We start from the raw sequence: 15,265 nt of genomic DNA on the forward strand, positions 1-15,265 counted from the left end.
GCCCCTCAATCAAATTCGCGTTCTATTATAAAATCTGAATGAAAATATCATTATAAAATCGCAAGTATTCAACATATCATCAGACGATTGCCTGAAGAAACCTAACGTTTTAAGACAAAGCATCGCAGACCTTGAGACTTTACCCATGATTCGCTGGCTGGGGCGCTTCTCGATCCGGACGTTGTTGTCCCTGGTGATCGTCATCATGGCCTGCATGGCGCTGGTCAATGCCGTCAGGACCCTCGTCGACGAGCGGGCGCAGGCGATGGGTGCGGTCAGGGCGGTGACCTTGACGCAGGCGAGCCAGGGACTCCTCCGGACCATCCTGCCGCTGCGGCTGGAGCGCGGATCGACCCTCGCCCTCGGGGGTGAGGCGCCCGCGGACGCGAAGACCCTGTCGACCATCGCGGGCAGCCGGCAGGCGCTGATCGAGAATTACCGCCAGGCTCAGCGCAGCCTGAGCGATCTGGCCGAGCCGACGGTCAGCGCGACGCTCGATCGCCTGAACGCGGCCCAGGAGGCGATGGCGGCCCTGCGCCCCCGCATCGACGCGGCCCTCAGGCTGCCGAAGGCCCGTCGTGAGCCGGCGCTGCGGGACGCCGCGATGGCCGCCTTCCAGGACCTGCTCGAGGCCCTGACGGCCACGCTGAAGGCGGTCGACGCGGCCATTCCCCGGTCCGATCCCGTCCTGGAGCGCTATCTCGCCCTCAAACAGGCGGCCTGGGACACGCGCGTCGCCAGCGGCAACGTCGCGGTGCGGGTGCAGACCTCCCTGATCGCCGGAACGTCGTGGTCCCTGCCCGAGACCGTCGCGGCGGCTGAGGAGCGGACCGAACTTCTGTCCGCGTGGCGGCGCACGACCGAGGCCGCGACCGACGTCTCGGAGACGGTGCGGGCCGCGTTCGTGCGGGCGAAGGCCGACAATTTCGAGGGCGACACCAAGGCCATCGCGCAGGCGGTCTTCGACGCGCTCAGCACGCACACGCCCCCGCGCCACACCTTCGCGGAGCTGCGCGACCGCAACACCGAGAACCAGCGCTCCCTCGTGGCCCTCTGCGACGCGGCCCTCGACGCGATGGTGGCGCGCGCCGAGACTCTCGCCGACGCGGCCCGGACCGACGTCGTGCACAGCGTCGCGGCGCTGCTGGCGGTGATCCTGCTGGTGGGCCTCGGCCTGTGGACCCTGTTCGGCGGCGTGCTGCGCCCGCTCCGGGCGCTGACGGCGACGATGCAGGCGCTGGCGGACGGGGACGCCTCCGCCACGGTCCCGGCGCGCGCCTACCGCAACGAGATCGGCGCGATGGCGCGGGCCGTCCAGGTGTTCAAGGACAACCTGATCCGCAGCCGCCAGCTCGAAGCCGAGGCCGCCGAGGCGCGGCTGGCGGCGGAGGCGCGGCGCCGGTCCGACCTGCGGGCGATGGCCGAGCGCTTCGAGCAGACGGTCGGCGGCATCATCGCTCAGGTCTCGGACTCGGCCACCGCCCTGCAGGGTACGGCCCAGACCATGACGGCCACCGCGACCCAGACCGCGAGCCAGTCCAGCACCGTGGCGGCCGCCGCCGAGGAGGCCGCCGCCAACGTCAACACGGTGGCGGCGGCGGCCGAGGAACTCGGGGCCTCCGTGGAGGAGATCGGCCGGCAGGTCGAGGGATCGACCAAGCTCGCCCAAGGGGCCGTCTCGGAGGCGGGACAGACGGGCACGCTGGTCCGGGACCTGAGCGGCGCGGTCGCGCGGATCGGCGACGTCATCGGGCTGATCGCGGCGATCGCCGGGCAGACCAATCTGCTGGCGCTCAACGCGACGATCGAGGCCGCCCGCGCCGGCGAGGCCGGCCGGGGCTTCGCGGTCGTCGCCAGCGAGGTGAAGGCGCTGGCGGCGCAGACCGCGCGGGCGACCGAGGAGATCGCCGGCCAGATCGCTGGCATCCAGGGCGTGACCGGCCGGGCCGTCACGGCGATCGGCGCGATCACGGGGCGGATCGAGGAGATCAGCGGCGTGGCGAACGCGATCGCCGCGGCGGTGGAGGAGCAGGGATCGGCCACCCGGGAGATCGTCCGGAACGTCGGGCAGGCGGCCGTCGGCACCGGTGCGGTGACCAGCACCATCCTGGGCGTCGCCGGGGCCGCCGAGGAGACCGGCCGGGCCGCCGACGCGGTGCTGGCGGCGGCGTCCGCGCTGTCGCGCCAATCCGCGACGCTCACGGCCGAAGTCACGCGCTTCCTCGACACCGTCCGGGCCGCCTGACCGGACGGTGTCGGAGGCCCCGCGGGTCTCCGCCCCGATCTCGCCCGGTTAGGGGAGTCTTACGGCTCGCGCGCTACAGCGCGGGAACGGGCGGGGCGACCCCGCCGCGCATGAGACGCCGTCCATGGCCGTGATCGCCGCCTTCGTCATCAATGCGGGGCTCAACTTCGTCCTCGGCCTGCTGATCGCCAAGCTGCTGGGGCCGGCCGATTTCGGCCGGTTCGCCCTCGCGACCACCGGCGCCATCGTGCTGAACACGGTGCTGTTCGAGTGGCTGCGCCTCTCGGCGACGCGGTTCTACTCGGGACGGGTGCGCGTCGACGAGCCGTGGATCCGCCACGGGCTCGACCGGGCCTATCTGCGCATCGGCCTGCTGCTTCTGGCCGCCGCCGCCCTGTGCGGGGCCTTCGGCTTCGCCGGCGGCGCGGACGGGCGCGAGGCGGTGCTGTGCGGAACCGGCCTCGCGGCGCTCGGCATCGGCGTGTTCGACTACCACGCGGCCCTCGCCCGGGCCCGGTTCGACGGCAAGCTCTATCTCGGCCTCGTCGCGGTGAAGAACGTCCTGTCCTTCGCCCTGATGGCGGCGGCGGCGTGGTGGCTGCCCCAGCCGGCCTGGGTGCTGGCGGCGGCGGGGCTCAGCCAGCTCCTCGCGGTGCTCCTGCTGCGCCACCCCCTGCGCGACCCGCACACGCCCTTCGAACGGCCGCGCCTGTCGGCGACCTGGCGGGTCTTCGCCCGCTACGGCCTGCCGCTCATCGCCGCCAACACCGCCTATCAGTGCCTCGCCTTCGTGAACCGGGGCGCCATCGCCAGCCATGCCGGCTTCGCCGAGGCCGGCTACTTCGCGCTGGCCGCCGACGTCACCGCGCGCGCGATGACGACGCTCGGCACCGCCCTCGACCTGCTCCTGTTCCAGCTCGCCGTGCAGGCGGAGGAGCAGAGCGGCCGCGCCGCCGCCGAGGCGCAGGTCGCCGCCAATGCCGGCACGGTGTTCGCCCTGCTGGCACCCTGCGCGGTCGGTTTCTGGGCGGTGCTGCCGGCCCTCCAGGGACTGGTCGTGCCGGACGCCTATCGCGGGCCGTTCGAGACCTACAGCACCGTGCTGATGCCGGGCCTCTTCTGCCTGTCGATGATGTTCTACGCCCTCAACCCGGTCTTCCAGATCCGCCGCCGGACCCTGCCGGTGGTCGCCGCCGCCCTGGTCGGCCTCGCGGTGAACGGCGCCGGCCTTCTGATCCTGCCGGACCGGATGGGCGGGATCGGCGTCGCCCTGGCGCAGACCGCCGGGCTCGCCGCCGCGGGATTGTGGCTCGGCTGGCGCGCCCTCACCGGCGCCGAGCGGATCGTGCTGCCCTGGGGGGAGATCGGCGTCGCGGCCCTCGCCTGCGCGGCGATGGGCCTCGCGCTCGCCCCCTTCCGGCACCTGCCGCCCGCCACCGCGCTGGCGGTCCTGGTCCCGGCCGGGACGGCCCTCTACGGGGCGCTGGTCTGGATCTTCGACATCGCCGGCCTGCGCCGTCAGGTCCTGGCGCGTCTGCGTCCCGCGCGGACCCTGGCGGCGGAGCAGGGTTCCAGGCCCCAGGCAGGCGCCTTCGCGGCAGCCCCGCACAGGAAACCCGCCCGCTGAAACCCCGCGACTCCACCTCCGCTTGAATCCGCCGCCGGATCCGGCGACACCCGTCCTGGAATGGATACAAACAGGACCGGGACGGAAACGATGGGCGTGTACGAGCCCGGCACCGAGGCGGAGGCCGGGGAGATCGTGCGGGCGGCCGCCGGGCGCGGCGAGCGCCTGCGGCTCGCGGGCGGCGGCACCGCCGCGGGGCTCGGTCGGCCCGCGCAGGACAGCGCGACGCTCTCCGCGAAGGCGCTGACCGGCGTCACGCTCTACGAGCCCGCCGAGATGGTGGTGGCGGCCCGGGCGGGCACGCCGCTGGCCGAGGTCGAGGCGCTGCTCGCCTCCCGGGGCCAGATGCTGCCCTTCGAGCCGATGGACCTGCGCGGCCTCTACGGCAGCTCCGGCGCGCCGACCCTCGGCGCGGTGGCGGCGATCAACAATGCCGGCCCGCGCCGCATCAATGCCGGGGCGGCCCGGGACAGCCTGATCGGCGTGCGCTTCGTCAACGGGCGGGGCGAGGCGATCAAGTCAGGCGGGCGGGTGATGAAGAACGTCACCGGGCTCGACCTCGTGAAGCTGATGGCCGGCGCCCACGGCACGCTGGGCCTGCTCACCGAGGTCACCTTCAAGGTGCTGCCGGCCTGCGAGCGCGTGGCGACCCTCGTCTTCTCCGGGCTGGACGATGCCCGGGCGGTGACGGCCCTTTCGGAGGCCCTCGGCTCGCCCTTCGAACTCACCGGCGCCGCGCATCTGCCGGCGGGGATCGGCGCCCCGGAGGCGCGGACCCTGATGCGTCTCGAAGGCTTTTCCGACTCCATCGACTACCGCACGGGCGAGCTGCGCCGCCTGCTCAAGCGCTACGGCCAGCCCGAGATCGTGGACGGCGAGGCCGGCGCCGCCCTCTGGCGGTCCGTGCGGGACGCCGCGCCCCTGGCCGAGCCCCGGGACGCCGCCCTCTGGCGGATCTCCACCGCGCCGACCCACGGGCCGGCCCTGGCGGCGGCGGTGGCGGCGGAGCGCGCCGCGCGTTGGTTCTTCGACTGGGGCGGCGGCCTGATCTGGCTCGCCACCGGTGCCGAGGGCGATGCCGGCGCCGATGCGGTGCGCCGGGCCGTGAAGACCCAGGGCGGCCACGCCACGCTGGTCCGCGCCCCCGACGCCGTGCGCGCCGCCGTGCCGGTGTTCCAGCCGCTGGCCGAGCCGCTGATGCGGCTCACCGCCGGCATCAAGGCGGCGCACGATCCCGCCGGGGTGCTCAACCCCGGCCGGATGTACGCGCAGGTTTGAGGTTCATCCCCTCCCCCCGCGGGGAGGGGCCAGGAACGGGGCGGCTGAGGACCGGGCGCAACGGTGCCTCCTGCGCCACCCCCACGCGGGATCCGCGATCCCGGAACTCCGCCCCGCAAGGGGGGCGGAGAGCAGGCAGGAAGAGACCGTGCAGACCAATTTTGCCCCCGCCCAGCTCGCCGATCCCGCCATGGCGGCCTCGGAGAAGATCCTGCGGACCTGCGTGCATTGCGGCTTCTGCACGGCGACCTGCCCGACTTACCTGCTGCTCGGCGACGAGCTCGATTCGCCGCGCGGTCGCATCTACCTGATCAAGGACATGCTGGAGGGCGGCAAGCCGGCCTCGCAGGAGGTGGTCAAGCATATCGACCGCTGCCTCTCCTGCCTGTCGTGCATGACCACTTGCCCGTCCGGGGTGCACTACATGCACCTCGTGGACCATGCCCGGGCCCATATCGAGAAGACCTACGCGCGGCCGGCCGGCGACCGGTTCCTGCGGACGCTGCTCGCCCAGGTCCTGCCGTACCCGAACCGGTTCCGCCTCGCCCTCGCCGCCGCCAAGCTCGGAAGCCCGGTCCGCGGGCTGGTGGCGCGGCTGCCGCGGGTCGGCAACCGCCTCGCCGCCATGCTCGACCTGGCGCCCGCCGGGATGCCGCCCCGCGAGCCGACCAACCGGCCGGGCCGGTTCCCGCCGACGGGCGGCCCGGCGACCAAGCGCGTCGCCCTGCTGCGCGGCTGCGCCCAGAGCGTGTTGCGGCCGGACTTCAACGCGGCGGCGATCCGGCTGCTCAACCGGCACGGGATCGAGGTGGTGCACGCCAACGAGGGCTGCTGCGGGGCGCTGACCCACCACATGGGCAAGGAGGATTCCGCCCACGCCCATGCCAAGCAGACGATCGACGCCTGGGACGCCGAGATCGCCAAGGGCCTCGACGCGATCTTGGTCACCGCGTCCGGATGCGGCACGACCATCAAGGATTACGGCTTCATGTTCCGCGACGACCCCGCCTATGCCGAGAAGGCGCGGCGCGTGTCGTCCTTGGCCAAGGACGTCACCGAGTATCTGGCGTTGCTCGATCTCGCTCCGGTGGCCGAGAACGACCTCGTGGTGGCCTACCACTCCGCCTGCTCGATGCAGCACGGCCAGGGCATCCGGCTGGAGCCGAAGACGCTGCTCAAGCGGGCGGGCTTCACCGTGAAGGACGTGCCCGAGGGCCATATCTGCTGCGGCTCGGCGGGGACCTACAACATCCTGCAGCCGGAGCTGGCTGCGAAGCTGCGCGCCCGCAAGGTCGCCAACATCGAGCGCGTGCGCCCCGACGTGATCGCCACCGGCAACATCGGCTGCGCCACGCAGATCGGGAAGGGCACCGGCATCCCGATCGTCCACACGGTCGAGCTGCTCGACTGGGCGACCGGCGGCCCGAAGCCCGCCGCGCTCGCCGGGGTGGCACCGCGGATCGCGGCGGCGGAATAGGATCCTCCCGGCCGGATCGCCGCCCCGGCATCGCGCGCGCACGCACCGGGCCCAGGGGACGCGCTACGACGCAGGACCGCGCACGCAGGAACGGCGGCTCCGCCCTCGCGCGCCATGACAGCCCCGTGACATCTATTCACGCTTGACCCTTGCCAAATCCGCACAGCGGTCTGTAATGATGAGGACCCCTCTCCGGTCCCGCCGGTCGCCGCAACGGCCCGCGGACGTGACCGAATTCCTTGCGAAAACGGTCGCGGTGTCGCGGCGGGCCGTTTCGGTCCGCCTGACGGCGACGGGTGTCGCCCGTGATCGGGCAGGTGTCACACGACGCGGCGGAGCTTCTCCGCCGCACCCCAGAATTCACGGCCGATCCCCATCGGCCGAGATTGTTTCGCGAGGTCGGGACCACGATGGACGGACGCACGGCCCAGCATAGAGCTGCGCGTGCCCCGGAGGCGCAAGAGGCGCGTCGCACCGGTCCGTCCCTCCTCCCGGCCTGTTTCAACCCCAGGCGCCCAGGGCGCCGAACGGCGGTTGACGGCAATTTCCCCTCGAACCCATCCGCCTCGGCGACGAGGCCGGCACCCCACCCGACAGGTTTGACGTCGGGCGAGGCGCCGCCGGGACCACGGGCACGGAGAACGACGTCGGCCGCCATGCCGAGAGTCCGACATGGCCAACAAAATGCTGATCGACGCGATGCACCCGGAGGAGACCCGGGTCGTCACGGTCCACGGGTCTAGGGTCGAGGAGTTCGATTTCGAAGCCGCCAACCGGCGTCAGCTGCGCGGCAACATCTATCTCGCCAAGGTGACCCGGGTGGAGCCGTCGCTCCAGGCGGCGTTCGTGGAGTATGGCGGCAACCGCCACGGCTTCCTGGCCTTCAACGAGATCCACCCCGACTACTACCAGATCCCGCTCGCCGACCGGCAGGCGCTCCTCGAGGAGGACGCCCGCGACGCCGAGGAGCACCGCGAGCGTGAGGAGCGCCGCCGCCGGTCGCCGCGCCGCTCCCGCGGCCGCCGCGCCGAGGCCCGCGCCCGCGGCGCCGACGAGACCGTGAGCGCCGAGGACGGGCACGAGGCGTCCCAGACCGAGGATCAGGCAGAGATCCGGACGGAAGCCGGTTTCGATCCGGCCGCCGAGCCCGATACGCTCGCCGAGCATCCCGAGGCCGTGCGGGAGGCCCTCGCTTCCGAGACCGCGGCCGGCGACATCCCCGTGGCGCTGGACGAGCCGGCACGGGACGAGCCGGCGCAGGCCGCCGAGCCGGCGGCCGAGGCGCCGTTCGACGCTGCCCCCGCCGAGGCCGCCCCTGCCAAGGCGCAGGCGGCGCACGACATGGCCGGGCCGGTCGCTGACGACGCCGCCGCCGAGCAGGACGCCCCGGTCGAGGCCGAGGCCCGCATCGCCGTGGCGGGGGCGCTGACCGTCGCCGAAGCGCCGGCCGAGTCCCTCGCGGAGGAGACCGCCGAGCCGGCGGACGCCGACGAGGCGGATGACGCGTCCGACGAGGACGACGAGGAATCCGACGACGAGGATGAGGACGAGGACGAGTCGGAGGACGACGAGGACGAGTCCGACGAGGATGAGGACGAGTCGGACGAGGATTCCGACGATCCCGACGCCGAGCCCAAGATCGCCCAGGTCGGCGGCAACGGCGACGCCCTGGCCGAGATCCCCGAGCGGCCCCGCCACTACCGCCGCCAGTACAAGATCCAGGAGGTGATCAAGCGCCGCCAGATCATCCTGGTTCAGGTGGTCAAGGAGGAGCGCGGCACGAAGGGCGCGGCGCTCACCACCTACCTGTCGCTCGCCGGCCGCTACTCGGTGCTGATGCCCAATACCGGTCGCGGCGGCGGCATCTCCCGGAAGATCACCTCGGCGGCCGACCGCAAGCGCCTCAAGGAGGTCGTGCAGGATCTGGAGGTGCCCGAAGGGATGGGCGTCATCCTGCGCACCGCCGGCGCCTCGCGCTCCAAGCCCGAGATCGCCCGCGACTTCGAGTACCTGATGCGGCTGTGGGAGTCGGTCCGCGAGCTGACGCTGACCTCGATGGCGCCCGCGCTGGTCTACGAGGAAGGCTCGCTGATCAAGCGCGCCATCCGCGACCTGTACAACAAGGATCTGGACGAGGTTCTGGTCGCCGGCGAGGACGCCTACCGCGAGGCCAAGGACTTCATGCGGATGCTGATGCCCGGCCAGTCCAAGGTCGTGAAGCCCTACCGCGACCCGACGCCGATCTTCGCCCGCTTCGGCGTCGAGCAGCAGCTCGACGCGATGTTCTCCAGCCACGTCTCGCTGAAGTCCGGCGGCTATCTGGTGATCAACCCGACCGAGGCCCTGGTCTCGATCGACGTGAACTCGGGCCGCGCCACCCGCGAGCACGACATCGAGGACACCGCCCTCAAGACGAACCTGGAGGCCGCCGAGGAGGTTGCCCGCCAGCTGCGCCTGCGCGACCTCGCGGGCCTGATCGTCATCGACTTCATCGACATGGAGGAGAAGCGCAACAACCGCGCCGTCGAGAAGAAGCTGAACGAGTGCCTGAAGAACGACCGCGCCCGCATCCAGGTCGGCCGGATCTCGCCCTTCGGCCTCATGGAGATGAGCCGCCAGCGCATCCGCACGGGCGTGCTCGAATCCTCCTCGATCCCCTGCGCCCATTGCGGCGGCTCGGGCTTCGTGCGCGCCACCGCCTCGGTGGCCCTGCACATCCTGCGCTCCATCGAGGAGGCGCTGCTCAAGTCGGCGAGCCACAACCTCGTGCTGCGGACCCGCACCGAGGTCGCCCTCTACATCCTCAACCAGAAGCGCGGGCACCTGCGCGAGCTGGAGATGCGCTTCGGCGTGACCATCACGATCGCGGCCGACGAGCGGCTGGCCGCCACCGCGGCCTTCCAGCTCGACCGCGGCGAGCCGGCTCAGCGCGCCGAGGGTCCGGTGACGGGTGTGCGCGCCCAGGCGATCTCGCCCACCACGGAGTTCGAGGACGAGGACGAGGAGGCCGACGAGGTCGAGGCCGAGGTCGAGGCGGATGCCGAGGGCGAGGCCGAGGAGGGCCGCGCCGAGACGCGCGAGGAGGGTGAAGGCCGCCGCCGCCGCCGCCGCCGCCGCCGCCGGGGCGGGCGTCAGGACGGTCGCGCCGAGGAGGATCGCGGCGACGATGATCGCCAGGAGGGCGAGCGTTCGGACGAGGACGGTCGGGACGAGGACTGGGACGGCGAGGAGCCGGCCGCAGCCGAGGCGCCGGCCGAAGCCGTCGCAGCCGAGGCCGGGGAGACCGACGAGGCCGTGGCCGGCCCCGACGAGGCGGCCCGCGCCGAGGACGAGGGCGGACGCCGCCGCCGCCGCGGACGCCGCGGCGGTCGCGGACGGAGCGAGGGCCGCACGCGGGACGCCGCCGAGACGGAGGATGCTCCCGACGCGGTGGGCGAGACGGTGGCCCTGTCGGCGGAAGAGCCGGTGAGCGCCCAGGCGGTGGCGGAGGCGGTCGAGGCCGCCCCGGCGGCCGGCCGCACCGAGACCGCCGTGGATCTGCCGGTGGCGGAAGCCGAAGCCCCTGTGCCGGCCGACCGGGAGCCCGCCGCTGCGCCGGACGCCGCGACCGCTGCCCCGGCGGAGGTCCCCGCGGAGCCCGTGGCGGTGGTTCTGACGCCGCCCGCCGATCCGGACCGTCCCAAGCGCGCGGGCTGGTGGTCGCGCACCAAGGCCGCTCTGACGGGCGAATGAAGCATTGCGCCTCCAGATAGATCCATATCTGGAGGCGCAACCTCTGGCAGCGCCGCCGATTGCACTTCCGCAGAGTGCTATATCGGCGGCGGGCAGATCCGGTTATCCTTCACCATTGATTGAAGGTTCTGTGCGAGGGTCCGCTTCGATTCGGATATCGGAGTGTCCCGCATGTTCAGTTTGCGTCGGCAGCGTCACGTTTCTGACGCGGTCGCAACCCCGGTCATAACGCCTGCGCCGTCCACGATTCCGGCGGCGGCGCTGATCGTGGAACCTCTGCGTCCCGAACCCGAATCGACCGTCGATCGCGAGTGGCTGTCGCTCCTGGCGCGCCTGTCCGCCTCCGCCTCCGACGCCGGGACCTCCATCGGCTGGATGACCCACGACGCCTCCGGCACCGCCGAGCAGGCCCGTCTGATCGCGGCAGCGAGCGAGGAACTCGCCGCGACGACGGGGGAGATCGCCGCCCGCTCCTCCTCGGCGGCCGAGACTGCCGAGACGGCCCGGGCCGGTATCGTCACCTGCGTGGGCGACCTTCACCGCGCCACCGAGGGCATGCGCGGGATCGAAGAGGGGACTGAAGAGATCGGCAGCCGGCTCGACAGCTTCTCGACCGCCGCCCTGCGGATCGAGGAGATGGCCGGCACCATCGCGGCGATCTCGGCCCAGACCAATCTGCTGGCGCTCAACGCCACCATCGAGGCGGCACGGGCCGGCGAGGCCGGCCGCGGCTTCGCGGTGGTCGCCGCGGAGGTCAAGACGCTGTCGGCGCAGACCGCCAAGGCGACCGACGAGATCCGGGCGCGGGTCAGCGGCCTGCGCGAGGAGATGGCGGCGATGCAGGCCGCGGTGACCCGCAGCCGCAACGCGGTCGAGGCCGGCGCCTCCGCGATGATGCGGGCCAATGCCCGCGTCGAGGCCGAGAGTGGCGCCGTGGCGAATGTGGCGGCGCAGATGCGCGAGGCCTCGGAGATCCTCGGCCAGCAGATGCAGGCCACCGGCGACATCGCCCAGAATGTCGGCCGCATCGCGGAAGGCACCGACAAGGCGCGCCGGGAGATCGGTGATGCCCTGGCGCAGTTGAGTCGGATCGAGGATCTGGGGCGTACCCTGCTCGATCGCCAGATCGGGACCAGCGCGGATCAGCAAGTGATCCGCCTTTCGGCGGATTGCGCGGCTTGGCGCCGCGCGATCGCGGCGACCCTGGTCGGGATGCGCTCGACCGACACGCCGCCGGAGGGGATCCCCGCCGATTCGACGCGCGCCACCGCCATCGAGCGGCCGCTGGCGCAGGCCCGCGAACAGGCAGCCGCCCTGATCCGCCACGTGCGCAGCCAGGCCTGGGATCAGGCGACCACGGCCTTCGTCGCCTTCGAGGCGGCCGTGAAGGAGGCCCGGTCGGCGATCGAGGCCTGAGACCCGGGCCGGTTCCGCGACCGCCGCGTCGTGGGTCGTCTCACGGCGTGATCAGGCGGTCCAGGCGCATCCGGGTGATCTGGGCGACCTCCTCCAGCGCGGTCGCTTCCTCGACCGCCGGATCCCGGCCGAGACGAGCCTCGAAGATGGACCGGATCTCGGCCCGTCCCCGGCCTCGCACGGCGATGATGAACGGGAAGCCGAAGCGCGCCCGGTAGGCGGCATTCAGGCGGTCGAAGACTTGCGCGTCGGCCTCGCCCATGCGGTCGAGGCCAGCACTCCCCTGCTCGCTCGCGGAATCCGTGGTGAGGCTGCGGGCGCGGGCCTCGGGCCCGGCGAGTTCCGGATGGCCGTTCAGGAAGGCGCGGCGGGTTTCGACGGGGGCGGCACGCACCGCCGCCATCATCGCCGCGTGCAGATCCGCGATGTCGGCGAAGGGCCGCCGGGCCCAGGCGGCCCGAGCCACCCAGGGCGCATGCTCGAAGACGCTGCCGAGGAGCGCCTCGAAGGCCGGCGCATCCATGTCGTTCAGGGCGGCAAGACCGGTCACGCGACCGGTCCTGCGTTGGCACCGGGCCGGGCTCGGGCAGCGGGGACGGAGGGCTTCAACGGGGGCTCCTGTCGCACGGGTGAGCGGACGGCCCGTTGCGGTGGAGACCGGGCCTTCGGGGCCGAAGGTTTCTCATGGCGCGCGACCGCGCAAGGCCCAGCGCAGATCGCGCCCTGCGCGTTGTGCGGCCATGCGGGCGATCCCCCGCGACCTTGTGGTGGCCCTGCACCGATCTCGCACAGGCCGTCCCCGCCGACCAGATGCCGCGGCCCGGGCGGCCTCATCCCGGGGGCTGTCATCCCGCGCCGCCTGGTCGATGGCGGATGATGCCCCGGTCTCGCTAGACCGCCGCTCAGGCCGGCGGCGAGCCGGATGCCGGATGGTTCGGCCGATCCGCGCTCTTCCGACGCTCCCGCTCCTTGCGCAATTCCCGCTCGGCCAGCAGCCAGAACTCGATCTCGAAACCCTCCGGCCGGTGGTTGCGCTCCCAGAGTTCGTAGGCCCGCTCGCGGATCTGCTCGAACGTGAGGGCATCGGGCGACCGGGCCGGAGGCTGGGTTACAGCGTCGTCGGATCCGGACGAGGGCCCGGGCTCGACCGACGGCGTCGCCGCCGCCGGAAGCTCCGGGGGCGGTCGGAAATCGGGGGGCACGTCCACGATGCCACCGCGCTCAGGAGGCCGGCTTGTCGAGATAGGCGGCCACGCTCGTGATCCGGCTTCCAACCATGGTCACAGCCTTGCGCAGCCGCTCCTCGCTGACGCCGAAGCGCTGTGCCCACTCCTCGCGGATGGCGCGGTCATAGATGTCGATATGCGTCTTGCCTCTGAATTCGGTGGACATTCTGTGCCCGCTCCGGTTCGCCGTGAGCCGCGGACATGCCGGGCTCTCCGCAAGGACAACCGGGGTCGAAGCCTTCGGTTGCGGCCGGTCGCACGGCGAGCGCCGCCGGCTCGCGGACCGTATCCCGTACCGGCTGGACGAGGCCCTGTGACGGGCCGGAGCGGCCAGACGCCGGAGCGGGCGGGCTGTTCGGCGCCTGGGCATCGACCCCGTCGCCTGCTGCTTCAGCTGAAACAGGCCGGGATCGCGACCTTCACCGTGCGTCCGCTCCACGCCCCTCCGCCACCGCCTCACAGGCGAAGGGTGACGGCGGCGCCTCGACGCCGCGCCAGCGGCCATAGGCCCAGGGGCGGTACCACGCCGATCCCGCGGGCAGCTGCTCCGGCACGAGATCGATCCCGTGGGTTCCGAACGGGCCGCAGCGGCAGATCCGGGCGACGCCCATCCAGCCGCCGGGCCAGACCCCGTGTCGGGCGATGGCCGTATCGGTGTATTCGGAGCAGCTCGGCCAATGACGGCACTGGCGGCCGATCAGACCCGACAGGGTGAGCTGATACAGGCGGATCGCCCAATGGGCGGCGCGCCGGACCATGCCCTCAGGCGGCCCGTCGCTTGGCGGCGATCTGATCGAGGGCGTCCACCACCGCGTCGAAGGTCAGGAGCGTCGAGGCATGGCGCGCCTTGAACGCCCGCACCGGCTCCAGCACCGCGAGGTCCGCCCAGGCGCCATCGGGCGCAGGCCCGTTCTCCTTGAGCATCGCCCGCATGGTCTCGCGGACGCCGCGCAGCTCCTCCGCCGTGGTACCGACCACGTGCCGGCCCATCAGCGACGAGGAGGCCTGCCCCAAGGCGCAGGCCCTCACCTCGTGGGCGAAATCCGTCACCCGGCCGTCCTCGCCGAGGACGAGGTCGACCGTCACGGTCGAGCCGCACAGGCGGGAATGGGCGGTGGCGCTGGCATCCGGGTTCTCCAGCCGACCGAGCCGGGGGATATCGGCGGCGAGTTCCAGGATACGGCGGTTGTAGATATCGTCGAGCATCGGGTCCTCAACCGGAGGCGTCAATCCCATCGGGACTCTGCCGCGTGCATCGCGCATTGCGCGTTGCCCCGCGAACGATGATATAGGCGCCGTACGGTCGCTTCGCGAGGAGGCGGGCCGTCGACCAGGGTCGCGCCCACGGCCACGGTGGTGCTCACGGCTTTAGACCATCCCGGGGCGCCGGCTTGAAACCTTTTCGAGCCCGGGAACTTCCCTCGAACGCCCGACCCGATCCGACGATGTACGCAAAGCCCGACAGCACCCCGATGAAGTCCCGCATCGCGCGGGCCGGAGATGCCATGGATGCCGCGCTCAAATCCTTGTCCTACCAGGGCGATGGCCAGGGTTTCGGCCGGAACGGGAGTGATGGGCAAGGGCTGAACGGCATGCGCAATGACAATCGGCCGGTGGATGACGGGCGTCCCATCGAGGTCGCGCCCGAGCCGGCTTCCGCCACCCGCGTCCCGGACGGGATCGAGACCGGCCGCCCGAGCCGCGCCGAGGCCGAGGCCGCCGTGCGCACGCTCCTGCGCTGGGCCGGCGACGATCCGACCCGCGAGGGCCTGCTCGACACGCCGGCCCGGGTGACCAAGGCCTACGAGCAGCTGTTCGGCGGCTATGGGGTCGATGCCGAGAAGCTCCTCGAACGCGTCTTCGAGGAGGTCGAGGGCTACTCGGACATCGTGCTGGTGCGCGACATCCCGTTCCACTCCCATTGCGAGCACCACATGGTGCCGTTCATGGGCCTCGCCCACATCGCCTACTACCCGACCCGGGGCGTGGTCGGCCTGTCGAAGCTCGCCCGCGTGGTCGACACCTTCGCCCGCCGCCTGCAGACCCAGGAGACGATGACCGCCCAGATCGCCGACGTGATCGAGAGCATCCTCAAGCCCCGCGGCGTCGCCGTGATGGTGGAGGCCGAGCATCTCTGCATGGCGATGCGCGGCGTCCAGAAGGCCGGCGTCTCGACCATCACCAGCCAGTTCCGCGGCGTCTTCAAGGACAATGCCAACGAGCAGGTCCGCTTCCTGACCCTAGTGCGCGGCGGCGCCAAGTAG

General features: G+C 72.2%; 12 protein-coding genes. 7 read left to right on the plus strand and 5 right to left on the minus strand.

Annotated features, from left to right (window positions below; genetic code table 11):
- Window positions 1-145 precede the first annotated feature (145 nt).
- From A3862_RS08285 to A3862_RS08310, 6 genes are all read left to right on the plus strand, one after another.
- Complete coding sequence (locus A3862_RS08285) at window positions 146-2,245, plus strand: methyl-accepting chemotaxis protein (RefSeq protein WP_043759887.1); 2,100 nt, start codon at window positions 146-148, stop codon at window positions 2,243-2,245.
- 124 nt (window positions 2,246-2,369) lie between these two features.
- Window positions 2,370-3,872: a lipopolysaccharide biosynthesis protein gene (locus tag A3862_RS08290; protein WP_051045044.1), complete on the plus strand. Its 1,503-nt coding sequence runs from the start codon at window positions 2,370-2,372 to the stop codon at window positions 3,870-3,872.
- A 90-nt stretch (window positions 3,873-3,962) separates the two neighbouring features.
- Window positions 3,963-5,150, plus strand: coding sequence for an FAD-binding protein (locus A3862_RS08295; protein ID WP_043759885.1), 1,188 nt, complete (start codon window positions 3,963-3,965; stop codon window positions 5,148-5,150).
- A 148-nt stretch (window positions 5,151-5,298) separates the two neighbouring features.
- Complete coding sequence (gene glcF, locus A3862_RS08300) at window positions 5,299-6,627, plus strand: glycolate oxidase subunit GlcF (RefSeq protein WP_043379110.1); 1,329 nt, start codon at window positions 5,299-5,301, stop codon at window positions 6,625-6,627.
- Window positions 6,628-7,299: 672 nt separating this feature from the next.
- Complete coding sequence (locus A3862_RS08305; protein ID WP_043759881.1) at window positions 7,300-10,359, plus strand: Rne/Rng family ribonuclease; 3,060 nt, start codon at window positions 7,300-7,302, stop codon at window positions 10,357-10,359.
- A 267-nt stretch (window positions 10,360-10,626) separates the two neighbouring features.
- Window positions 10,627-11,775, plus strand: coding sequence for a methyl-accepting chemotaxis protein (locus A3862_RS08310; protein ID WP_236961862.1), 1,149 nt, complete (start codon window positions 10,627-10,629; stop codon window positions 11,773-11,775).
- A 40-nt stretch (window positions 11,776-11,815) separates the two neighbouring features.
- Here A3862_RS08310 and uraD read toward each other — a convergent pair whose 3' ends face one another.
- The 5 genes from uraD to A3862_RS08335 form a co-directional block, all read right to left on the minus strand.
- A complete protein-coding gene (gene uraD / locus A3862_RS08315; RefSeq protein ID WP_043759877.1) occupies window positions 11,816-12,325 on the minus strand; it encodes a 2-oxo-4-hydroxy-4-carboxy-5-ureidoimidazoline decarboxylase in 510 nt (169 codons plus the stop codon).
- Between the two features lie 352 nt (window positions 12,326-12,677).
- A complete protein-coding gene (locus tag A3862_RS32505; RefSeq protein WP_043759875.1) occupies window positions 12,678-12,983 on the minus strand; it encodes a DUF2934 domain-containing protein in 306 nt (101 codons plus the stop codon).
- A 13-nt stretch (window positions 12,984-12,996) separates the two neighbouring features.
- Window positions 12,997-13,167, minus strand: coding sequence for a DUF3606 domain-containing protein (locus tag A3862_RS08325; protein WP_075381142.1), 171 nt, complete (start codon window positions 13,165-13,167; stop codon window positions 12,997-12,999).
- A gap of 253 nt (window positions 13,168-13,420) precedes the next feature.
- Window positions 13,421-13,759, minus strand: coding sequence for a membrane protein insertion efficiency factor YidD (gene yidD / locus A3862_RS08330; RefSeq protein WP_043355364.1), 339 nt, complete (start codon window positions 13,757-13,759; stop codon window positions 13,421-13,423).
- A gap of 4 nt (window positions 13,760-13,763) precedes the next feature.
- Window positions 13,764-14,207 carry an iron-sulfur cluster assembly scaffold protein gene (locus A3862_RS08335; RefSeq protein WP_043355362.1) on the minus strand — a complete coding sequence of 148 codons (444 nt, stop codon included), beginning with the start codon at window positions 14,205-14,207 and terminating at the stop codon, window positions 13,764-13,766.
- A gap of 239 nt (window positions 14,208-14,446) precedes the next feature.
- Between A3862_RS08335 and folE the strand changes: the two genes are divergently transcribed.
- Window positions 14,447-15,265 (plus strand): GTP cyclohydrolase I FolE, encoded by an 819-nt coding sequence (gene folE, locus A3862_RS08340; protein ID WP_043379097.1) that lies wholly within the window; start codon window positions 14,447-14,449, stop codon window positions 15,263-15,265.

The organism is Methylobacterium sp. XJLW (assembly GCF_003254375.1).
In the GTDB taxonomy this organism is placed as follows: Bacteria; Pseudomonadota; Alphaproteobacteria; order Rhizobiales; family Beijerinckiaceae; genus Methylobacterium; species Methylobacterium fujisawaense.